The sequence below is a fragment of the Streptomyces sp. SX-6 genome, assembly GCF_059089585.1.
Genome location: NZ_JBTHHU010000008.1, coordinates 201,675 through 223,794, shown reverse-complemented (window position 1 = coordinate 223,794; position 22,120 = coordinate 201,675). Strand labels below are relative to the sequence as shown.

The 22,120-nt window shown below is 70.0% G+C and carries 18 protein-coding genes; 10 read left to right on the top strand and 8 right to left on the bottom strand.

What is annotated here, in order from left to right:
* Positions 1–11 precede the first annotated feature (11 nt).
* The gene (locus ACV530_RS12890; RefSeq protein ID WP_494332519.1) at positions 12–1,001 is read right to left on the bottom strand and encodes a metal ABC transporter substrate-binding protein; all 990 of its coding nucleotides are present in this window, start codon (positions 999–1,001) and stop codon (positions 12–14) included.
* 152 nt (positions 1,002–1,153) lie between these two features.
* Between ACV530_RS12890 and ACV530_RS12885 the strand changes: the two genes are divergently transcribed.
* Positions 1,154–2,536: a glycine--tRNA ligase gene (locus ACV530_RS12885; protein WP_494332518.1), complete on the top strand. Its 1,383-nt coding sequence runs from the start codon at positions 1,154–1,156 to the stop codon at positions 2,534–2,536.
* Positions 2,537–2,600: 64 nt separating this feature from the next.
* Here ACV530_RS12885 and ACV530_RS12880 read toward each other — a convergent pair whose 3' ends face one another.
* The gene (locus tag ACV530_RS12880; protein ID WP_494332517.1) at positions 2,601–3,098 is read right to left on the bottom strand and encodes a hypothetical protein; all 498 of its coding nucleotides are present in this window, start codon (positions 3,096–3,098) and stop codon (positions 2,601–2,603) included.
* A gap of 160 nt (positions 3,099–3,258) precedes the next feature.
* Between ACV530_RS12880 and ACV530_RS12875 the strand changes: the two genes are divergently transcribed.
* Both ACV530_RS12875 and ACV530_RS12870 read left to right on the top strand, forming a co-directional pair.
* Positions 3,259–4,527 carry a sensor histidine kinase gene (locus tag ACV530_RS12875; protein ID WP_494332516.1) on the top strand — a complete coding sequence of 423 codons (1,269 nt, stop codon included), beginning with the start codon at positions 3,259–3,261 and terminating at the stop codon, positions 4,525–4,527.
* Positions 4,515–5,159: a response regulator gene (locus tag ACV530_RS12870; RefSeq protein WP_494332515.1), complete on the top strand. Its 645-nt coding sequence runs from the start codon at positions 4,515–4,517 to the stop codon at positions 5,157–5,159. The genes ACV530_RS12875 and ACV530_RS12870 overlap by 13 nt, the downstream gene beginning before the upstream one ends.
* On the opposite strand, the gene ACV530_RS12865 is transcribed toward ACV530_RS12870, so the two are convergent.
* From ACV530_RS12865 to ACV530_RS12855, 3 genes are all read right to left on the bottom strand, one after another.
* Positions 5,152–5,736 (bottom strand): TetR/AcrR family transcriptional regulator, encoded by a 585-nt coding sequence (locus ACV530_RS12865; protein ID WP_494332514.1) that lies wholly within the window; start codon positions 5,734–5,736, stop codon positions 5,152–5,154. The genes ACV530_RS12870 and ACV530_RS12865 overlap by 8 nt on opposite strands.
* Before the next feature lie 110 nt (positions 5,737–5,846).
* On the bottom strand, positions 5,847–6,851 hold the full coding sequence (locus tag ACV530_RS12860) for an aldo/keto reductase (protein WP_494332513.1): 1,005 nt from the start codon (positions 6,849–6,851) through the stop codon (positions 5,847–5,849).
* Positions 6,852–6,966: 115 nt separating this feature from the next.
* The gene (locus ACV530_RS12855) at positions 6,967–8,445 is read right to left on the bottom strand and encodes an MFS transporter (RefSeq protein ID WP_494332512.1); all 1,479 of its coding nucleotides are present in this window, start codon (positions 8,443–8,445) and stop codon (positions 6,967–6,969) included.
* Between the two features lie 101 nt (positions 8,446–8,546).
* Here ACV530_RS12855 and ACV530_RS12850 point away from each other — a divergent pair, with 101 nt between their 5' ends.
* Entirely contained in the window at positions 8,547–9,452 is a 906-nt protein-coding gene (locus ACV530_RS12850) for a helix-turn-helix transcriptional regulator (RefSeq protein ID WP_494332511.1), read from the top strand.
* Between the two features lie 66 nt (positions 9,453–9,518).
* Positions 9,519–10,652, top strand: a complete 1,134-nt coding sequence (dusB, locus tag ACV530_RS12845) for a tRNA dihydrouridine synthase DusB (RefSeq protein ID WP_494332510.1) — start codon at positions 9,519–9,521, stop codon at positions 10,650–10,652.
* A gap of 76 nt (positions 10,653–10,728) precedes the next feature.
* Here dusB and ACV530_RS12840 read toward each other — a convergent pair whose 3' ends face one another.
* Positions 10,729–11,082, bottom strand: a complete 354-nt coding sequence (locus ACV530_RS12840) for a zinc ribbon domain-containing protein YjdM (RefSeq protein WP_494332509.1) — start codon at positions 11,080–11,082, stop codon at positions 10,729–10,731.
* Positions 11,083–11,480: 398 nt separating this feature from the next.
* Between ACV530_RS12840 and ppdK the strand changes: the two genes are divergently transcribed.
* The 3 genes from ppdK to ACV530_RS12825 all read left to right on the top strand — a co-directional run bounded on the left by ppdK (position 11,481) and on the right by ACV530_RS12825 (position 17,813).
* Positions 11,481–14,207, top strand: a complete 2,727-nt coding sequence (gene ppdK, locus ACV530_RS12835; protein ID WP_494332508.1) for a pyruvate, phosphate dikinase — start codon at positions 11,481–11,483, stop codon at positions 14,205–14,207.
* Positions 14,208–14,709: 502 nt separating this feature from the next.
* A complete protein-coding gene (locus ACV530_RS12830; protein ID WP_494332614.1) occupies positions 14,710–15,711 on the top strand; it encodes an ArsR/SmtB family transcription factor in 1,002 nt (333 codons plus the stop codon).
* Between the two features lie 122 nt (positions 15,712–15,833).
* Positions 15,834–17,813 carry a glycosyltransferase family 2 protein gene (locus tag ACV530_RS12825; protein ID WP_494332507.1) on the top strand — a complete coding sequence of 660 codons (1,980 nt, stop codon included), beginning with the start codon at positions 15,834–15,836 and terminating at the stop codon, positions 17,811–17,813.
* Here the strand turns inward: ACV530_RS12825 and ACV530_RS12820 are convergent.
* Positions 17,800–18,384 carry an XRE family transcriptional regulator gene (locus ACV530_RS12820; RefSeq protein ID WP_494332506.1) on the bottom strand — a complete coding sequence of 195 codons (585 nt, stop codon included), beginning with the start codon at positions 18,382–18,384 and terminating at the stop codon, positions 17,800–17,802. The genes ACV530_RS12825 and ACV530_RS12820 overlap by 14 nt on opposite strands.
* A 312-nt stretch (positions 18,385–18,696) precedes the next feature.
* On the opposite strand from ACV530_RS12820, the gene ACV530_RS12815 reads away from it, so the two are divergent.
* On the top strand, positions 18,697–19,050 hold the full coding sequence (locus ACV530_RS12815; RefSeq protein WP_494332505.1) for a hypothetical protein: 354 nt from the start codon (positions 18,697–18,699) through the stop codon (positions 19,048–19,050).
* Here the strand turns inward: ACV530_RS12815 and ACV530_RS12810 are convergent.
* Positions 19,026–20,045: a hypothetical protein gene (locus tag ACV530_RS12810; RefSeq protein WP_494332504.1), complete on the bottom strand. Its 1,020-nt coding sequence runs from the start codon at positions 20,043–20,045 to the stop codon at positions 19,026–19,028. The two genes, ACV530_RS12815 and ACV530_RS12810, sit on opposite strands and share 25 nt — an antisense overlap.
* 389 nt (positions 20,046–20,434) lie before the next feature.
* Here ACV530_RS12810 and ACV530_RS12805 point away from each other — a divergent pair, with 389 nt between their 5' ends.
* Positions 20,435–22,054, top strand: coding sequence for a M4 family metallopeptidase (locus tag ACV530_RS12805; protein ID WP_494332503.1), 1,620 nt, complete (start codon positions 20,435–20,437; stop codon positions 22,052–22,054).
* The last annotated feature ends 66 nt before the right edge of the window (positions 22,055–22,120 follow it).

Genomic DNA, 22,120 nt, shown 5'->3' with positions numbered 1-22,120 from the left:
CACTGTGGCGGTCACTTGGTGCCGAGCGCCTTCTGCAGGGCGGTGAGGTTGGACTCCATCACCTGGAAGTAGTCGTTGCCGCGGGACTTGTCCGTGATGCCCTCGAGCGGGTCGAGGACGTCGGTCTTCAGGTGCAGGTCGCCCGCGAGGGTCTTCGCCGCGGCGGGGCTGGCGATGGTCTCGAAGAAGACCGTGCCCACGTGGTGGTCCTCGGCCAGCTGGTGCAGGTTCTTGATCCGGGCGGCGCTGGGCTCGGACTCGGGGTCGACGCCGCTGATGGCCTCCTCGGTGAGGCCGTAGCGCTCGGCGAGGTAGCCGAAGGCGGCGTGGGTGGTGATGAAGGTGTCCGACGCGCGGTTCTTCAGACCCGACTCGTACTTCTTGTTGAGTTCGTCGAGCTTCTTGACCAGCGTATCGGTGTTCTTCGCGTAGTCCGCCTTGTGCTCGGGGTCGGCCTCGGCGAGGGTCTTGCCCACACCCTTGGCGACCTGCGCGAAGCGGACGGGATCAAGCCAGATGTGCGGGTCGGCGCCCGCGTCGTGCTCCGAGTGGGAGTGGTTGTCCCCGGTGGTGTGGTTCTTGCCGTCGACCTCGGTGCCGTGGTCCTCCAGGCCGGTGAGGGCGGCCGCGTCGGCGATGTGGTCCACGCCGGACTGCTTGACGGCCTCGTCCACGGCGGGCTGGAGGCCCTTGAGGTAGACGATCGCGCCGGACTTGCCCAGCTCGGTGATCTGCCGGGGCTTGAGCTCCAGGTCGTGCGGCTCCTGGCCGGGCTTGGTCAGGCCCTTGACGGAGACGTGGTCGCCGCCGATCTGCTGCGCCAGGAACTCCATCGGATAGAACGACGCCGTCACGTGCAGCTTGCCGTCCTTGCCGAACGCGTCCTGCTTGTCGGAGGAGCACGCGGAGAGCGTGACCAGGGCGAGGGCGGCGGTCGCGGCAACGGCGGGGGCGGTGATTCGCGCGGATATTCGGGGGACGCGGGAGCGGCTGTCGTTCATGAATCCCATTTTCAACAAAAATGGAAATGATTGTCAACAGCGATCGGGTCAAGGGGATGGTCATGTTCCGGCCGGAACCGATTTGGAGGTGGGGGTGTCCGCGCCGGTAACCTGAAGCATTCGCTGTTCATCGTCGCAATGAAGAGAGCATCGTGGCCGCCGACAAGATCGACACCATCGTCAGCCTGAGCAAGCGCCGTGGCTTCGTCTACCCCTGCTCCGAGATCTACGGCGGACAGCGTGCCGCCTGGGACTACGGACCGCTCGGTGTGGAGCTCAAGGAGAACATCAAGCGCCAGTGGTGGCGCTCCATGGTCACCTCGCGCGACGACGTGGTCGGCCTCGACTCGTCGGTGATCCTGGCCCGTGAGGTCTGGGAGGCGTCCGGCCACGTCGCCACCTTCACCGACCCGCTGACCGAGTGCACCTCCTGCCACAAGCGCTTCCGCGCGGACCACCTGGAGGAGGCGTACGAGGCCAAGCACGGCAAGCTCCCCGAGAACGGCCTCACCGACCTCAACTGCCCGCACTGCGGCAACAAGGGCGGCTTCACCGAGCCCAAGCAGTTCTCCGGCCTGCTCTCCACCCACCTCGGCCCGACCCAGGACACCGGCTCGGTGTCCTACCTGCGCCCCGAGACCGCGCAGGGCATCTTCACCAACTTCGCCCAGGTCCAGCAGACCTCGCGCCGCAAGCCGCCGTTCGGCATCGCCCAGACCGGCAAGTCCTTCCGCAACGAGATCACGCCGGGCAACTTCATCTTCCGCACGCGTGAGTTCGAGCAGATGGAGATGGAGTTCTTCGTCAAGCCGGGCGAGGACGAGCAGTGGCACGAGTACTGGATGGAGCAGCGCTGGAACTGGTACACCGGCCTCGGCATGCGCGAGGAGAACATGCGGTGGTACGAGCACGCCGCTGAGAAGCTCTCCCACTACTCCAAGCGCACCGTCGACATCGAGTACCGCTTCAACTTCGGCGGCACCGAGTACTCGGAGCTGGAGGGCGTGGCCAACCGCACCGACTACGACCTCAAGGCGCACTCCAAGGCGTCCGGCCAGGACCTGTCGTTCTTCGACCAGGAAGCTGGCGAGCGCTGGTTCCCGTACGTCATCGAGCCGGCGGCCGGCCTCAACCGCGCCATGCTCGCCTTCATGCTCGACGCGTACAACGAGGACGAGGCCCCCAACGCCAAGGGCGTCATGGAGAAGCGCACCGTCATGCGCCTCGACCCGCGCCTCGCGCCGGTCAAGGTCGCGGTGCTGCCGCTGTCCCGCAACCCGCAGCTCTCCCCGAAGGCCAAGGGCCTCGCGGCGGACCTGCGCAAGAACTGGAACATCGACTTCGACGACGCGGGCGCCATCGGCCGCCGCTACCGCCGCCAGGACGAGATCGGCACCCCGTTCTGCGTCACCGTCGACTTCGACACCCTCGACGACAACGCGGTGACCGTGCGCGAGCGCGACACCATGAAGCAGGAGCGGGTCTCGCTCGACCAGATCGAGGCCTACCTGGGTGCGCGCCTGCTGGGCTGCTGACCCTGAATCGCGTGGCCGAGGGCCCCGGTTTCCCGCTTCGGCGGGGCCGGGGCCCTCGGGCGTTTCAGCGACGGCACCCCCGCGTCCGCCCGCCCCGTGCCGCCACCACCGCGCACAGCGCGGCGAGCGGCAGTTCCACGGCCGCGGCCATCACGATGGCCGAGACCCGGTCCGCTCCCGGGGCCGCGGTCATCACGTCGAACCAGGCGTCCAGCACCAGCAGCGTCGCCGTCACGGCGGCGGTCAGGGTGTGGCGGGCGTCGTGGCGGGCGGCCAGGATGCCCGTGGTGATGAGGGCGAGCGCCTCCAGGGCGTCCAGGCCGACCCAGGCCGTGGACCACTTCGAGGCGGTCGTCTCGGCCGGGAGGCTCGTCGCGAGCACGAACAGCCAGGGGAGCAGCGCGAGTCCGCACGCGGCCAGGCCGTGGCCCAGCAGCCGGTGACGGCGACGGGGGTACGGCGCGGGTGCCTCGTCCCGCAGGGCGATCACCTCGGCCAGGGCGTCCGTGTCCTCGGCGTGGCCCACCGGCTCGGTGCGGCGCGGGAGTTCGAGGACGGTCATCGGGGGGCTCCTTGCGGGGTGATCTCGGCACTTCCAGGGTCCCGTCACGGCGCGCCGTAATCAGTAGCGCTGCTGTCCGACCTGGGGTGGTGCTGGTTGCACCCCCAAGCCGGGCGACAGTGGCATGGTCCGGCGTGAGCTGCGCATTTACGGTGTGGCCATGCACATCCCCAGCTTTGTGCGGCCCCTGGTGCTGCGCCCCTTCAAGAACGTCGGCCGGTCGTTCGCCTTCCACCTCACCGGCGCCCTGGTGCACTTCGTGGCGATGGTCGTCCTGGCCCTGCCGTGGCTGCCGGTGCCGGGTGAGCCGTCGGAGACGCTCGCGGTTCTGGTGGCGCTGATCGCCCCGGTGGTGGCGCTGATCGCGATGACGCCCGCGTTCACGGCGATGCAGCGGGCGCGTTTCCGTGTCCGGCTCGGGGTGGAGATACCGGAGCCGGTGAGGGTGGAGGGCTCCTCGCGCGGGGAACGGGCGCGGAACTGGCTGCGCGCGCCGTCCTCTTGGCGGCAGGTGATGTACAACCTGGTGCTCGGGCCGCTGATCACGCTGGGCGGGGCGCTGGTGCTGATGCTGTGGGTGCTGTCGGTGGTGGCGGCCACCGTCTACATCTGGATGTGGATGGTGCCGCCGGAGGACCGGCTGAAGTTCGCCCGCTATGCCGTACAGGGCACGTATGTCACCGTCATCGGGCTGTGCGGCCTTTGCCTGGCCGCCTGGCTCACCAAGGTCCTCGCCCGGGCGGACGTCCAGGCCGCGATGTACCGGCTCGGGCCCAGCCGCGCCGAGCAGTTGGCGCGCCGCGTCGAGGAGGTCACCGAGAGCCGTGCGGGCATGGTGGACGCGGCGGACGCCGAGCGGCGGCGGATCGAGCGCGACCTGCACGACGGGGCACAGCAGCGGCTGGTCTCCATGGCGGTCAACCTCGGCCTCGCGAAAGCCACATTGCCCGATCTGCCCGAGGATGCCCGGAAGGTGATCGACGAGGCGCACCGCGAGGCGAAGGAGGCGATCGAGGAGCTCAGCAACCTCGTACGGGGCCTGCACCCGGCGGTGCTCGAGGACCGTGGGCTGGACGCGGCGCTGTCGGGCCTCGCGGAACGGTCGCCGCTGCCGGTGCGGGTCAGGGTCGACCTGGAGTCGCGGCCCGCGCCGGCGATCGAGGCCGTGGCCTACTTCGTGGTATCGGAGGCGCTCGCGAACGTGGTCAAACACGCACAGGCGTCGAGGGTGGATGTCACCGTCGAACGGTTCGGGGGGATACTTCTCGTCGTCGTCTCCGACGACGGCGTGGGCGGTGCGGATCCCTCCGGGGGCACCGGGCTGGCGGGTCTGGCCAAGCGGGTCGCGTCGGTCGACGGCACCTTCTCGATCAGCAGCCCCGTGGGGGGCCCGACCGTTGTGACTGTGGAGCTGCCGTGCGCGCCGTGATCGCCGAGGATTCCGTTCTGCTGAGGGTGGGACTGGTGAAGGTCCTCGAGGCGGCAGGATTCGAGGTGGTCGCGGAAGTCGGCGACGCGGAGGCCGTGTTGGCCGCCGTGGAGGAACACCGTCCGGACATCGCCGTGTGCGACGTCCGGATGCCGCCGGGGTTCACGGACGAGGGCGTACGGGCCGCGCTCGTCATGCGCAAGCAGTGGCCCGACATGGCGGTGCTGCTGCTCTCGCAGTACGTCGAGGAGCGGTACGCGGCCGACCTGCTCACGGGCGACACCCGGGGCGTCGGCTATCTCCTCAAGCAACGCGTCGCGGACGTCGAGGAGTTCATCGAGGCACTGAGACGGGTCGCGGGCGGCGGTACGGCCCTCGACCCGCAGGTGGTCTCGCAGCTGCTGGTGCGCCGGCACAGCGACCCGCTCGACCGGCTCACGCCGCGCGAGCGGGAAGTGCTGGAGCTGATGGCGGAGGGCCGGTCGAACGCGGGCATCGCGGAGCGGCTCGTGGTGAGCGAGAGCGCTGTCGCGAAGCACATCAACAGCATCCTGGGGAAGCTGGACCTGCCGAAGGCGGACGCGGACCACCGCCGTGTGCTGGCGGTGCTCCGCTTCCTGGGCGTCAGCTGACGGACAGCCCCCGCAGCACCAGGTCGCACACCGCGGCGAACGCCGCGTCGATCCCCGGGCGGGACCACTCCGCCGCGTACGCGGGGTCGTGGAAGCGGCCGGTCGCGTCCCACAGCGCGCGGGCCGTGACGGCAGGGTCCGAGGACGTGAACTCCCCGCTGCGGACGCCCTGTTCGACGATCGCGGCCAGCTGGTCGAGCATCCTCTGGACATGGCGCTCGACCGTCTCGCTGTTCTCGCCGGTGAGCACCATGTACGTCGCGAAGAGCTCCGGGTCGTCACCGGCCTTGCGCCGCTTCGCGGCGAAGAGCGCGACGAACCACTCACGCAGCCGGTCCGCGGCCGGGCCGTCCGCCTCCGCGATGGCGGACATCTCGGCGTGCGCCTTGCCGAGCCAGCGGTCGGTCACCGCCTCCCGCAGCGCGGCCTTGCTGCCGAAGTGGCGGTAGACGCTGCCGTGGCTGACGCCCAGGGCCCGGGCCACGTCCACCACGGTGGCCTTGGCCGGGCCGAAGCGGCGCAGTACCTCCTCGGTGGCCTCGAGGATGCGTTCGGGGGTCAGGGTCTCGGGCGGCATGAGAGGCAACGGTCCTTTCGGTGGCAGGCGCCTCGGTGGCAGGCGCCGACCGGTCGAGGGTAACGGGCGTACGGGCGGGGCCGGCCGCTGCCGTACCCCGCCCGCGCGGGCTACCGCTCGCTGTCGAGGTGCGCCATCTGCGCGGCCGGGTAGCGCTCGCCGGCCGCCGCGCCCACGGGGACGGCTGCCTCGATGGCGGCCAGGTCGTCCGTGCTCAGGGCGACGTCCAGTGCGCCGAGCGCCTCGGTGAGACGGTCACGGCGGCGGGCGCCGACCAGCGGGACGATGTCCTCGCCCCGGGAGAGCACCCAGGCGATCGCGGTCTGCGCCACCGTGACGCCCTGCTTGTCCGCGACCTTCCGCAGTGCGTCGACCAGGTCGAGGTTGCGCTGGAGGTTCTCGCCCTGGAAGCGCGGGCTCATGCCCCGGAAGTCGTTCGCGGCGAACTGCGCGTCGCGGGAGACATGGCCGCTGATCAGGCCGCGCGAGAGCACGCCGTAGGCGGTGACGCCGATGCCCAGCTCGCGGCAGGCCGGCAGGATCTCCGCCTCGATACCGCGGGAGAGCAGCGAGTACTCGATCTGCAGATCGGCGATGGGGGCGGCGGAGGCGGCCCGGCGGACGGTGTCCGCGCCCACCTCCGAGAGGCCGATGTGCCGGACGTACCCGGCTTCGACCAGCTCGGCGATCGCGCCGACCGTCTCCTCGATCGGGACGTCCGGGTCGACGCGGGCGATGCGGTAGATGTCGATGTGGTCGGTGCCGAGGCGCTGGAGCGAGTACGCGGCGAAGTTCTTCACCGCCGCGGGGCGGCCGTCGTAGCCGGACCAGTTGCCGTCCGGGCCGCGCAGGGCGCCGAACTTGACGCTGGTGAGCGCCTTTTCGCGGTGGGCGGGGCTCGCGGAGCGCAGCGCCTCGCCGATGAGCAGCTCGTTGTGGCCCATGCCGTAGAAGTCGCCGGTGTCGAGCAGGGTGATGCCCGCGTCCAGCGCGGCGTGGATGGTGGCGATCGACTCGGCGCGGTCGGCGTCGCCGTAGAGGGCGGACATGCCCATGCAGCCGAGGCCGAGGGCCGAGACCTGGGGACCGGTGGTGCCAAGAGTGCGGTGCAGCACGGGGGACTCCTCAGTGAGCAAGGAACAGGGGGTGCCTCTAGAGAGTGACACATGGAATGACAGATTTCAATATCTGTCATTCCATGCTTGTCCGCACTGCCTCCGGGGTCGGGCCTCAGCGCACCTCGCGCGGCAGCCGCAGACTCAGCACCACCGTCACCGCCACGGCCGCAAGCTGCACGGCGAGCGTGACCGTCAGGGCGTCCCGCATCCCCATCGACGAGGACAGGGAGAGGAAGAGCGTGCCGAGCGTGGCCACACCCAGTGCCATGAAGGACTGCTGCGTGGTGACCATGACCCCGCCGCCGACACCCGCCTGGGCCACCGGCACCTCGCTCAGCACCGTGCGCATCGTCAGCGGGAACAGCAGGCCCTGGCCCAGCCCCTGCAGCGCCAGCGCCGGAGCCGTGCCCCAGCCGTCCAGCCCGTGCCAGCCCCAGTGGAAGGTGGCGAGCAGCGCGAGCAGCCCGACCGCCTGGAAGAGCACACCGGCCGTCACGACCCGGCGGCCGTGGCGCGCGGCGAGCCGCGGGCCCACCGTCGAGGCGACGAAGAACGCCAGGCACAGCGGCACCAGGGCCAGCCCCGCCGCCATCGGGCCGAGGCGCAGCCCCTCCTGCAGGGCCACCGCCATCACGAACATGAAGCCGCCCCAGCCCAGGCAGAAGGGCACGAGCAGCGCCAGCCCGCTGCGCACCGAGTGGATCCGCAGCAGCGACGGCGGCACCAGCGGGGTACGGCCCGCGCGCTCCGAGCGCCACTCGACCACCAGGAACGCCACGGCCGCGAAGGGGAACACCGCCAGCAGCACCCAGGACCACACCGGCCAGCCGGCGGCCCGGCCCTCGGTCAGCGGCAGCAGCAGCGATATCAGCGTCAGCGACAGCAGCGCGGTGCCCGGACCGTCCACGCGCGTCGGGTGCTCCGAGCGCGTCTCCGGCACGGTGCGCACCGCCAGCACCAGGGCGGCCACCGCCACCGGGGCGTTCACCAGGAAGATCGAGCGCCAGCCCGTGCCGGCTATGTCCAGCGAGACCAGCACGCCGCCCAGCACCTGGCCGACCGCGCTCGAGACCCCGGCGGTCGCGCTGTACTTGCTCAGCGCCCTGATCCGGGACTGGCCGCTCGTCGTGGCCTGGATCGTCGCGAGGACCTGCGGCATCATCAGCGCCGACGCCGCGCCCTGCGCGACCCGGGCGGCGACCAGCGTCCAGGCGTCCGGCGCGAGGCCGCAGGCCACCGACGTGATCCCGAACGCGGCCGTGCCCCACAGGAACAGCCGTCTGCGGCCGAGCATGTCGCCCAGCCGCCCGCCCAGCACGAGCAGCACGGCATAGGCCACGCCATAGCCGCCGACCACCATCTCGAGCAGCGCCGGCCCGGCGTGCAGGTCGTGGTCGATGGTGGGCAGGGCGACATTGACGATGAAGGCGTCCACCATCGGCAGCGCGGCGCCGAGCAGGACGGTCAGCAGGCCCAGCCCGCCGAGCGCAGCGGACGAGGCGGACGCGGTGGACGCGGCAGACGAGGCGGAATGGGTGGGAGATGATCGAGGCGGGGAAACGGGACGGGTGGCAGTACGGAGTTCGCTCACGGACACCACGATCCCGGCTCCGTCAGACAGGTACCAGAGTCTCTTTATCCTGGTACCAGCACTACCTGGCAACCCGCTCGCCCGTCCCGCACCCTGGAGACATGACCGCGATGGCGCTGGAACCCCCGACCACCCCGACCGAGGTCGTCGACGACGTACGCCGCAACGAGCTCGCAGCCTTCCTGCGCAGCCGCCGCGAGCGCATAACGCCCGAGCAGGTCGGCCTGCCGCGCGGTCCCCGGCGCCGCACCCCCGGGCTGCGCCGCGAGGAGGTCGCCCAGCTCGCCGCCGTCGGTGTCACTTGGTACACGTGGATGGAGCAGGCCCGCGACATACAGGCCTCGGTGCAGGTCCTCGACTCCGTCGCCCGCGCCCTGATGCTCGGCCGCGACGAGCGCTCCCACCTCTTCGCCCTGGCCAACGTCGCCGACCCGCTGCCCGAGACCGAGCACACGGGCGTGGCGGAGGCGGTGGTGCAGATGCTCCGCCAGCTCGAGCCCTTCCCCGCCTGCGTGCAGAACGCGCGCTACGACATCCTCGCCTACAACCGCACCTACGGGCAGCTGCTGGGCGACCTCGACGCCCTGCCCCCGCGTGACCGTAACTGCATGTGGCTCGCCTTCACCGACGCCGACTGGCGCGCCCGCCTCGTCCAGCGCGAGGAGACGACCCGCCTGATGGCCGCCAAGTTCCGTGCCGCCATGGCCGAGCACGTGGCCGAGCCCGCCTGGAAGTGCCTGGTCAAGCGGCTCCACGACGCCTCCCCGGAGTTCCGCGAGATATGGGCCCGGCACGAGGTCGTCCACGACGCCGCCGCGCGGACCAAGGCGTTCCAGCACCCCCGCGTGGGCCTGCTCAGGGTCCAGCACACCAGCATGTGGCTCGGGCCCACCCCCGGGGCCCGGCTGTCCACCTACACCCCGGTCGACGAGGAGACGCGCGAGCGGCTCGAGGAGCTGCAGCGCCTGGTGATCGCCGAGCAGCGGGTCGGCGCCTGCGCCGGATGAGGACTGTGCCGAATGAGGGACAATGGACGGTCGTCCCTCCCACCGCACGACCGAGGAAGCCTCTCCATGACGCAGCTCCAGATCGGCCCGCACTCGGTGCAGCCGCCGGTGGTCCTTGCCCCGATGGCCGGGATCACCAATGCGCCCTTCCGCACGCTGTGCCGTGAGTTCAGCGGGGGCAAGGGGCTCTTCGTCAGCGAGATGATCACGACCCGGGCGCTCGTCGAGCGGGACGCCAAGACCATGCGGCTGATCCACTTCGACGGCACCGAGAAGCCGCGCTCGATCCAGCTCTACGGTGTCGACCCGGTCACCGTCGGCAGGGCCGTCCGCATGATCGTGGACGAGGACCTGGCCGACCACATCGACCTCAACTTCGGCTGCCCCGTCCCCAAGGTCACCCGCAAGGGCGGCGGCTCCGCGCTGCCGTACAAGCGGAACCTGCTGCGCTCGATCCTGCGCGAGGCCGTCGGCAACGCCGGCTCGCTGCCGGTCACGATGAAGATGCGCAAGGGCATCGACGACGACCACATCACCTTCCTCGACGCGGGCCGGATCGCCGTCGAGGAGGGCGTCACGGCCATCGCCCTGCACGGCCGCACGGCGGCCCAGCACTACGGCGGCACCGCCGACTGGGATGCCATAGCCCGCCTGAAGGAAGCCGTCCCCGAGATCCCCGTGCTCGGAAATGGCGATATCTGGTCGGCCGACGACGCGGTGCGGATGATGCGCGAGACCGGCTGTGACGGTGTCGTGGTCGGCCGCGGCTGCCTCGGGCGGCCCTGGCTCTTCGGCGACCTGGTGGCCGCGTTCGACGAGGACGGCGCCCAGAGCCCCGCCGCGCCGACCCTGCGGGAGGTGGGCCGCGTGATGCTGCGCCACGCGGAGCTGCTCGGCCAGTGGCTGGAGAGCGAGGAGCGCGGCGTCATCGACTTCCGCAAGCACGTCGCCTGGTACACCAAGGGCTTCTCCATCGGCTCGGAGCTGCGCAAGAAGCTGGCGATCACCTCGTCCCTGGCCGAGCTGGAGAGCCTGCTGGGCGAGCTCGACCTCGACCAGCCCTGGCCCGCGGGCGCCGACGGTCCGCGCGGGCGGACCTCCGGCCGCAACCGCGTGGTCCTGCCGGAGGGCTGGCTCGACGACCCGTACGACTGCGCCGCCGTGAGCGCGGACGCGGAGCTGGACACCTCGGGCGGCTGAGCCCGTCGGCACATATGAGACCGCCCGGGAGGATCTCCCGGGCGGTCTCATATGTGCAGTGGCTATGTGCAGCGGCTCAGGCCTTCTTGACCAGGCTGGACTTGAGGTACATCTGGCCGATTCCGTCGACCTTGCAGTCGATGTCGTGGCCGTCCGGACCGTCCACGAGACGGATGCCGCGCACCTTGGTGCCGGCCTTGATGCCGGTCGGGTGCCCCTTGACCTTGAGGCTCTTGACCACCGTCACGGTGTCGCCGTCGGCCAGGACGTTGCCGACCGCGTCCTTGACTGTCTTCTCACCGGCATCGGCCGCGGCATCGGTCGGCTCGGGAGACCACTCGTGTCCGCACTCGGGGCAGACCAGGAGCGCACCCATCTCATAGGTGTACGCACTCGAGCAGTTGGGGCAGGGAGGCAGGTTCTCGTTCACCCGGAAAGTGTACTTTGCGGGGTCTGCCACCGGCGTGATTCTCGCCACCTCTGATAGGGGGACCGCTCAGATGAGCGCTTTAAAGGAGGTTGCATTTTCCAAAGGTGGCACTGGGTGCCACCCTCGGTACGCCTTCATAAGATGACGGCGAACGGCGCGAATTCTCGACAGGCCGTGATGGCTCGACGCCTTTCCGTGAATCTGTCTTCACAATGTGAAGGGATCGCTCATCTACCTCGGTGGGGTGGGTGACTTTCGATCTGTTGGCAGACGGGTGGTTGCGGCCCCATGACGATGGAGTGGACCTCCTCAGAAGCCTTCGATCTGGGTACGCTCCCCGCCGTCAGGGCAGCCCTCCCCATCTGAGTCCGGGAGGCCCCAGTGAGGAGTCGAGTCCCGTGCCGGTAAACGAAGAACAGCAGAAGTTCGTCTACGACTTCACCGAGGGCAACAAGGAGCTCAAGGACCTGCTCGGCGGCAAGGGCGCCAACCTCGCCGAGATGACCAACCTCGGTCTTCCCGTCCCTCCCGGCTTCACCATCACCACCGAGGCGTGCAAGGTCTACCTCGCCGGGGGCGAGGAGCCCCCGGCACTGCGTGACGAGGTCACCGCCCACCTCGACGCGCTCGAGGCGCGGATGGGCAAGAAGCTGGGCCAGGCCGACGACCCGCTGCTGGTCTCGGTGCGCTCGGGTGCCAAGTTCTCCATGCCCGGCATGATGGACACCGTCCTCAACATCGGCCTCTCCGATGCCTCCGTGACCGGGCTCGTGGCCCAGGCCGGTGACGAGCGGTTCGCGTGGGACTCGTACCGCCGCCTCATCCAGATGTTCGGCAAGACCGTGCTGGGCGTCGACGGCGACCTCTTCGAGGAGGCGCTGGAGGAGGCCAAGCACGCCAAGGGCGTGAGCACCGACGTCGAGCTCGACGCCGCCGATCTGCGCGGCCTGGTCGAGCAGTTCAAGGACATCGTCTCCAAGGAGACCGGCCGGGACTTCCCGCAGGAGGCCCGCGAGCAGATGGACCTCGCCATAAGGGCGGTCTTCGACTCGTGGAACGGCGAGCGCGCCAAGCTCTACCGGCGCCAGGAGCGCATCCCCGGCGACCTGGGCACGGCCGTCAACATCTGCTCGATGGTCTTCGGCAACCTCGGCCCCGACTCGGGCACCGGCGTCGCCTTCACCCGCGACCCCGCCAGCGGCCACCAGGGCGTCTACGGCGACTACTTGCAGAACGCCCAGGGCGAGGACGTCGTCGCCGGCATCCGCAACACCGTGCCGCTCGCCGAGCTGGAGCGGCTCGACAAGGCCTCGTACGACCAGCTGATGCAGATCATGGAGACGCTGGAGACGCACTACCGCGACCTGTGCGACATCGAATTCACCATCGAGCGCGGCAAGTTGTGGATGCTCCAGACCCGTGTCGGCAAGCGCACCGCGGGCGCGGCCTTCCGCATCGCGACCCAGCTGGTGGACCAGGGCCTGATCACCGAGGCCGAGGCGCTCCAGCGGGTGACCGGCGCGCAGCTGGCACAGCTGATGTTCCCCCGCTTCGACGACAAGGCCGGCGGCAAGGAGGGGCCCGATCTGCTGGGCCGGGGCATCGCGGCGTCGCCGGGCGCGGCCGTGGGCAAGGCGGTCTTCGACTCGTACACCGCCGTCAAGTGGTCGCGCTCCGGCGAGAAGGTCATCCTGATCCGCCGTGAGACCAACCCCGACGACCTCAACGGCATGATCGCCGCCGAGGGCATCCTCACCTCGCGCGGCGGCAAGACCTCGCACGCCGCCGTCGTGGCGCGCGGCATGGGCAAGACCTGTGTGTGCGGCGCCGAGGAGCTCGACGTCGACACCAAGCAGCGGCGCATGGTCGCGCCCGACGGCACGGTCATCGAGGAGGGCGACGTCGTCTCCATCGACGGCTCGTCCGGCAAGGTCTACCTCGGCGAGGTGCCGGTCGTGCCGTCGCCGGTCGTCGAGTACTTCGAGGGCCGGATGCACGCGGGCGCCGACGACGCCGACGGGCTGGTCCAGGCCGTGCACCGGATGATGGCCTTCGCGGACCGCGTGCGCAGGCTGCGCGTCCGGGCCAACGCGGACAACGCCGAAGACGCCGCGCGCGCCCGCCGGTTCGGCGCCCAGGGCATCGGCCTGTGCCGTACGGAGCACATGTTCCTCGGCGAGCGGCGCGAGATGGTCGAGCGGCTGATCCTCGCCGACACGGAGACCGAGCGCGAGGAGGCACTCGGTGCCCTTCTGCCGCTGCAGAAGGCCGACTTCGTCGAGCTCTTCGAGGCCATGGACGGGCTGCCGGTCACGGTGCGGCTGCTCGACCCGCCGCTGCACGAGTTCCTGCCGGACATCACGGAGCTGTCGGTGCGGGTCGCGCTCGCCGAGGCCCGCCAGGAGCCGCACGAGAACGACCTGCGGCTGCTCCAGGCCGTCCACAAGCTGCACGAGCAGAACCCGATGCTGGGTCTGCGCGGCGTCCGCCTCGGCCTGGTCATCCCCGGCCTGTTCGCCATGCAGGTACGGGCCATCGCCGAGGCCGCGGCCGCGCGCAGGAATGCCAAGGGCGACCCCCGCGCCGAGATCATGATCCCGCTGGTGGGCACGGTCCAGGAGCTGGAGATCGTCCGCGAGGAGGCCGAGCGCGTCATCGCCGAGGTCGAGCGGGCCACCGGTACGGAACTGGGGCTCGCGCTCGGCACGATGATCGAGCTGCCCCGGGCCGCCCTGACGGCGGGTCAGATCGCCGAGGCGGCCGAGTTCTTCTCCTTCGGCACGAACGACCTCACCCAGACCGTGTGGGGCTTCTCGCGCGACGACGTCGAGGCGAGCTTCTTCACCGCCTACCTGGAGAAGGGCATCTTCGGGGTCAGCCCGTTCGAGACCATCGACCGGGACGGCGTCGGCTCGCTGGTGCGCGCCGCCGCCGAGGCCGGCCGGGCCACGCGTCCCGACCTCAAGCTCGGCGTCTGCGGCGAGCACGGCGGTGACCCGGAGTCGGTGCACTTCTTCCACGAGGTCGGTCTCGACTACGTCTCGTGCTCGCCGTTCCGCATTCCGGTCGCGCGGCTCGAGGCCGGCCGGGCGGCGGCGATCGGCGTGGTCAGCGACACCCGCTGACCGGCCCGCGAAGCACCGGAGCCGCTGCCGGGACCCTCAGCCCGGCGGCGGCCTCCGGAGGTCATGCCGATCGTCCGGTCACCATCGCCCGGTAGCCGAAGCCGCCGCGTGCACAGCAAGGTCAGGGAAGCGGTGGCAAGGGCCCCGGCGGTGTAACCCGTACGTAACGTGAGTTGCACCCCGTGGACACCGGGAGCCGGCGACGACATGGCGGAGGGGCGGCGTCCGTGCGGGGACGCCGCCCCTCTCAACTCCCCCACCGGGAGTTGTTGCCGCCCGCATCGGCTCGGGCGGCAACTCGCATACTCAGCGGCCGCTTTTCCGCTCGCCACCCCCCACGGGAACGAGCCGGGGCGGCCCCGAGTGCGTGAATAGGATTTCGCTTCAGGGGTGTTCGCCGCGAGGCCTTTCAACTGTGGCCAAAAGGGCGTGGTAACAGCACGTATCGGTGTGCATACTCAGTGGGCGGGGGGTGACGGCGGATGTCTCATGTGGGGGTTTGGTGCTGCGTGTCCATTTCACTCAACTCGATCTGGCCCGGGTGCGGCTGGCCGGAGACCCCGACGTGCTCTGGGAAACCGTATTGAGTCTGCACCGGTTGAGGGATAAACAAGGTGAGTCGATCTTCGGTGATTGGCGATCCGAAACCCGCACTCGGTTGAATAGTGAAACGCGGCTTCTGGCTCCGCTGGTTCCGCCCCGCGGCTATTTCCCCGACTTCCTCACACCGGCCGAAGGCGTGCTCGGACTCGAGTCCGGCGTACAGGCCCTGCGGGCCACGCCCGCCGAGCGGGTGCACGAGGAACTGGGCCGGCTGCCCGCCGCCCGTACGCTGCCGGCTTGGATACGATCGCTCGCCGAGGGCGACACCCGCGCCTTCGGCAAGCTGATCGGCGCCCTGCATGACTATCACGAGGCCGCGATCGCCCCGTACTGGACGCACATACAGGCACGGATCGAGGCCGACCGCGCGGTCCGCGGCCGGGCCCTGCTGGACGGGGGCGCCGACGCGTTACTGTCCTCGCTGCCGTCCACCATGCGCTGGAAGGCCCCGGTGCTGGAGGCGGACTACCCGGTCGACCGCGATCTGTACCTGGGCGGGCGCGGGCTGCTGCTCGTCCCTTCGTTCTTCTGCCGGGGCAACCCCGTGACCCTGCAGAACCCCGAGCTCACCCCGGTGCTGGTCTATCCCGCCGGGCATCTGTCGGAGTCCGCGCCGCCCGTCCAGGCCCCGCCCCGCTCGCTCGGCAAGCTGGTCGGCCACACGCGCTCGGCCGTCCTGGGCTCGATAGGCGGCGGCTGCACGACCAGTGAACTCGCCCGCAGGGTCGGGGTGTCGGCCGCATCGGCCAGCCAGCACGCGGGCGTCCTGCGCGAGGCCGGACTGGTACTGACCCTGCGCAACGGCAGCGCGGTCATGCACACCCTGACCCCGCTCGGCGCCGCCCTGCTGCGCGGCGGCCACCGCGGCTCGCAGGCGCGACGGACATCGCCGGCGATGTAACGCGCGGATGCGCGGATGTAACGCACAGCACAGGCCTGGCTCCCGGTCGTTTTCGGACCTTCTCGGATGGCGATTACTCTGAAACGGCCCATGCCGGACTTGCCAGAACGGAGCACGCCATCATGCCGGGCCCGGATGTGACGGTCGTCATCGCCGCGTACAACGCCATGCCGTATGTGACCCACAGTGTCACCTCCGTACTCGAGCAGACCCTGGGGGCCGACCGGATCGAGCTGATCGTGGTCGACGACGGCTCCACGGACGGCACGGCGGAGGAACTGGACCGCCTCGCGGCCGCCGCCCCGCTGATGCACGTCATCCGCCAGCCGAACTCCGGCGGGCCCGCCGGCCCGCGCAACCTCGGCCTCGACCGGGCCACCGGGCGCTATGTCTTCTTCCTCGACGCGGATGACCGCCTCGGCCCCGAGGCACTCGAGCGCATGATCACCATGGCGGACGAGAACGGCTCGGACGTCGCCCTCGGCAGGATCGTGGGGGAGGGCGGACGGCGCGCCCCGGCCTCGATGTTCGGCCGGAACCAGCCGAAGACCGACGTCTTCGCGTCCCGCGTCTACTGGACGCTCAACCCGATGAAGCTCTTCCGCCGCGAGCTGATCGACCGGCTCGGGCTCCGCTTCGCCACCGGGCTGTCCATAGGCGAGGACCAGCCGTTCACCGCCACCGCCTACCTCGAGGCCTCCGCGATATCCGTGGTCGCGGACTACGACTGCCTGTACTGGGTCGCGCGCGACGACGGCACCAACATCACGTCCCAGCCGCACAGCGCGCGCATGCGCATGGACCTCTTCCGGCTCATGACCGAACTCGTCGCCGAACGGGTCGCCCCCGGCGCCGACCGAGACGTTCTGATGCACCGTCACTTCGCTGTCGAGCTGCGCGACGCCGCCCTCCAGCTGTGCCGGGAGCCCCACCGTGAGGAACAGGTCAAGCTCCTCGCGGATCTGAGCGATCTGATCGAGCCGCACTACTCCGAGGGCCTGGCCGCCCGGCTGAACGCCGTGGCCCGGCTGCGCTGCCACCTGATCCGGCAGGGCCTCCTCGACGAACTGCTCACGCTCACCCGGTGGGAACTGGACCGCGGCACCGCGAGCTACGGCATCACCACCCTCGCGGCCACGGCCTCGAGCGGACCGGAGGTCCTCGTCGAGAACGGCCGGGCCTACGCGCTCTACCCGTACTTCCGCGACTCCACGCTCAACATCCCCGACGACTGCTACGACATCACTGCCGAACTGCGCGTCCGGCACCACATCGCGTCGGCGGAGGTCAACCGCACCGGCCTGCGCCTCACGGGCCACACGTCCATCACGCAGATATCCGACGCGGGAGTCACCGCCGAACTCGTCCTGCGCAGGCGCGGTTCGGCGGCGGCCTCGGCCTCGGCCGAGGAACACCGCAGCCCCGTACACCCCACCCCCGCGCCGCCCGACGAGGACGGCACCGGCTTCGACGTGACCGTGAGCCTCGAGTCCCTGTCGCCCGGCATGTGGGACATCTACCTGGCCGTGAGCGCGCAGGGCATCACCAAGGAGGCCCGCCTCGGCAGCCGCCGCGCGGAGTCCGTCACGACGAAGACGACCACCCTGGTGACCGCCGACGGCACGGCAGTCGCGCTCTACACCACCAAGCCCTACGGCAACCTCACCCTCGACGCCGGCGAGACCCGGCACCGCGTCCTGCCCCACCTCCGCGTCACCGGCGCGTCCTGGTCCCCGGACGCCCCCGCGACCCTCGCCGTGAACGGCCGCTGCACCCTGGCGGACCTCCCGCCCGGCAGCCTGACGCTGTGCGCCGAGGGCCCCGACGGCACCGAACGGACCGTCCCGGTCGAGCCGGGCAACTTCACCGCCCTCGTCCCCTGCACCACCCCCGGCGAATGGCGCCTCACCCTGCGCCTGGCCGCCGGTGACCGCTCGTGGTCCGTCCCCGTCCCGCCCCAGTCCGACCTCGAGGCCGCACGCTGGCAGCGACTCGGCATGCCGTGGTACGCCAAGCCACTGCCGGGCCGGGACGCGCTCACACTGCGGGTCGGCAAGGTGGACCTGCTCAAGGGCGTACGGGACCGGCTCAAGCGGCGGTAGTGGCGACACCCCGGGACCACAACTCCTCGGCGTGCTCCACGAATCGGGTGAACATGCCGCTGCTGCCTCGGCGGCGCAGATGCAGCAGCGGCGAGTCGTGGCCGACGAGTCGTGCCAGGTGCGGTGTGACGAGCGCTTCGTCGTCGAAGCGGAAGACGGACAGCGAGATGTGGTTCGTGGCGTCGGCCGGTGCGGAGAACCGCGCTTCCAGCCCGTCCACTTGGCCCAGCCGCTCCAACTGTTCCAGGGTCATCCGGATCCGCGTGGACACTGTCAGGGCCACGTTCTCGATCTCCTCGCGCTGGTGCGTTGCTGCCCCGGCAGGATCTCCGAGCAGGAAGCGCACGCGGCAGCCCTGCGTCGCCTTCCGGCGGAGCACATCGGGCAGGGCCGGTACGTGGGTCCACAGAAAGTACGAGGTGAAGCCGCCGAAGAACAGGTCATCGGTCGCGTCGGTGATGAGGTCACCCCATACCGTGGAGGGGCACGTGGACCGGTACGGGTAGCTCTGGATGATTTCCTGATCACTGCCGGTCTTCAGCCGGCTCCTGACTGCCTTCGGCCACAACATCTCGGCTTCCACTCCCAGCGCCGCGGAGGCGTCTTCTCGGTTTCTGGCATGCGGGATCAACTCGTCATCCGCAACCCACCGTTCCACGGTCTTGCCGGACACTCCCACGCGGAGCGCGAGCTGCCTGGGCGACAGCCCGGCGGACGCCATAGCTGATCGTAGGGCCGAGTTCAAGGGTCCCCCTGCGGACGTTTGGGCGTTCTCCAACGGTAGCGCCCGAACGCTCCGACTGTCCGCGAACAGACCTCGATGTGTCGGAAAGCGGCGTGCAGGCTCGGCGTGTGTGAGACCGGCGCGCGAAAGGGGATGTTGATGCACGGAGTGCCGCAGGGGAAGCCTGGTGCAGGGGAGTTGGTGCTGGACGCCCGCCGAGACCGCGTCGGCGAGGTGGCCGGAGTCATCGACGGCAGGGTGCACATCCGAGCCCTGATCGGAGGGGAGACGTGGGAAGCGTTCCTCTGCGATGTGCGCCCCGCCACCGCCCACGACGCACTGCGCGCGAAGGTGGCCGACGTCAACAGCCGGAGCAGGCGGGGGAGCGGACGGTGCGAGGTGTGCTGGGACATCAAGCGCAAGCGGACCGAGGCACTGGAAGCCGGTGATTGCCTGGCGGCGGTGGAGCTGACCGAGGTCATGGGGATTCATGTGCGGGTGGCGCACCCGTGAGGCACCTGAGCCGTGCGTGGCGCACAGACCGGCCGGGTGCGGGCCGCGTAGGAGCGGGCGGCGACGGCCAGGCCGATGCCGAGCCCGGCGAAGGCGAGGCCGCCGAACTCGATCATCCAGGCCAAGGATGTGGAGGTGAAGGGTGGTTGGGCCTTGGCCTTGGGCAGGACGCCGATGGCCATGAGGGGTGCGGCGGCGGTGAGCAGGATGCCGTACACCGACAGCGCCGCGCCGATCAGCCAGGCCGGGAGCAGCGGCAGCAGCCGTGGGACGCGCCGCCCGGACAGGAACAGGGTCCAGCGGGGGAAGACCTGCCCCCACGGGTACAGCAGGCCCAGCAGCAGGAAGATCGCGGCCAGTGCGGCCAGCACGCTGACGTCAATGCCCGCCGAAGCAAGGGCTTTTGACGAGTCCGACCCGTGGGCGGTCATCTCCTTGTGCCAGCCTTCGGCGGTGACGCCGAGTGCGTTGCCGCCCAGGGTCCAGATGGTCTTGAGTCCCGCCCACGGCAGGAGCCCGCACATCAGCGCATAGACTGCCACTCTGGTGCGCACCGGGGCAACTGACGCCGCCGGGTGGGTGAGTGGGCCGTCGCCGCCCGCATGTGACTGTCCGCAGCGCGGGCACAGTCCGCGCCGCTGTCGGCGGCGCGCCAGTGCGGTGGGCAGCAGCAGGCATACGCCGAGCGAGCTCAGCAGGGTCTGTGCCAGGCCGGTGGCGCTCTCCACTCCCGACAGTGACAGCAGCATTACGAGATATACCGGCAGGCCGACCATCTGGAAGATGAACACCGGGATGGTCAGGGGCAACCACCATGGATTCCTTAGTATTTGGCTGCTGGCACATGCGGAGACCGCGGCGATGACGGCCACACCGAGGTGGGCCTCCGGGGTGTATGTGACATGCGCGGTCATGGGCACGGTGGTGTCCGTCAGCGCCCAGACGGCCTGGATGGCGGCGTACACCGCTCCCCAGGCCGCGGCGGCACGGGGCATCCACTCCGGCCACCTCCGGGAAAGCCGGGAAAGGGGCGCCCGGGCAGGCGAGTTCGGGGGAGCGGTCGGCATCGGTACCTCCGGTGGTGTGCGGACGGAACACCTCAAGACTCCGCACGCCTCGCTCCGGTTGCATCGACCGCCGGGCTCATCCGCCTCCGTCGCGAGGGGGAATGTATGAGGCCGTCATGTTAACTATGCAGTGCTCAAGTCACCGCATATCGGAGTCAATCCACCGCCCATCGGAAAACAGCACGTCACATCCTTGTTGCGGCCCTGTCAATCGGCGTCAACCAATGGCACTCTCTTCTCAATTCACTCCGGCATCACTCCTGTGACAGCGGGCGGCTACCTGTCGGCTGCCCGAACCCCCCAATAAGGAGACAGAGTTGAGAAGCTTCACCACCCCCTCCCGCAAGAACACCCTGCGCGCCGCGGCCCTGGTCGCCTCCGCCGCGATGGTCGTCGTCGGTGTGCAGAGCGGCGCGGCGAGCGCCTCGCCGGACCGGGCCAAGGGCGCTGAGCCGCAGGCGATTTCGGCCGGTCAGCGGGTCGCGGCGCTCAAGGGCGCGCAGGGCGCGGCCGCTTCGACCGCCAAGAAGATCGGCCTGGGCGGCAAGGAGAAGCTGATCGTCAAGGACGTCGTCAAGGACGCCGACGGCACCGTGCACACGCGGTACGAGCGCACCTACGACGGGCTGCCGGTCCTCGGTGGCGACCTGGTCGTGCACCAGGCCAAGAGCGGCAAGCACAGCGTCACCAAGGCGAACGACGCCGAGATATCCGTGCCGACCACGGCCCCCTCGCTCGCTCCCTCCGCCGCGAAGAAGAGCGCGCTGGTCGCCTCCGAGGACGCGAAGAACAGCAAGACCGACAGCCAGGCCCCGCGCAAGGTCATCTGGGCCGCGCAGGGCAAGCCGGTCCTCGCGTACCAGACCGTGGTCAAGGGCGTGCAGAAGGACGGCACCCCCAGCCGGCTCCAGGTGGTCACCGACGCCACCACCGGCAAGAAGCTCTTCCAGCACGAGGCCATCGAGACCGGTGAGGGCACCAGCACCTACAGCGGCAAGGTTCAGCTGGACACCACCCAGACGGCGGACTCGGGATTCGCGCTCACCGACGGCAAGCGCGGCGGCCACAGCACGTACGACCTGGCGCAGGGCACCGACGGCCAGGGCAACCTGTTCACCAACAGCACCGACACCTGGGGCGGCGGCAACCAGTCCGCGGCCGTCGACGCGCAGTACGGTGCCGCTGCCACCTGGGACTTCTACAAGAACGTGCTCGGCCGCACCGGTATCCGCAACGACGGCAAGGCCGCGTACTCCCGCGTCCACTACGGCGACAACTACGTCAACGCCTTCTGGGACGACGACTGCTTCTGCATGACCTACGGCGACGGCGACGGCAACTCCCACCCGCTGACCTCGCTCGACGTGGCCGCGCACGAGATGACGCACGGCGTCACCTCCGCCACCGCCGGGCTGAACTACAGCGGTGAGTCCGGCGGCCTCAACGAGGCCACCAGCGACATCATGGGCAAGGGCGTCGAGTTCTACGCCAACAACCCGGCCGTTCCGGGCAACTACTTCGTCGGTCAGCAGATCAACATCAACGGCAACGGCACGCCGCTGCGTTACATGGACAAGCCCAGCAAGGATGGCCGGTCGAAGGACTCCTGGTCCTCGAGCCTCGGCAGCCTCGACCCCCACTTCTCCTCCGGCCCGGCCAACCACTTCTTCTACCTGCTCTCCGAGGGCAGCGGGGCGAAGACCATCAACGGCTTCTCCTACAACAGCCCCACCGCCAACAACGCGAAGGTCACCGGCATCGGCCGGGACAAGGCCCTCAAGATCTGGTACAAGGCCCTGAGCGAGTACTTCACCTCGACCACCAACTACAAGGCCGCGCGCGCCGGTACGCTCAAGGCCGCCGCGGACCTCTACGGTTCCAGCAGCGCCGAGTACAAGGGCGTCGCCTCGGCCTGGACGGCCATCAACGTGAAGTAGCGCATGTGAAGTAACGCATGTGAAGTAGCGGAAACGTTACAGCAGGCAGCGGGGGTCCGGGTCTCT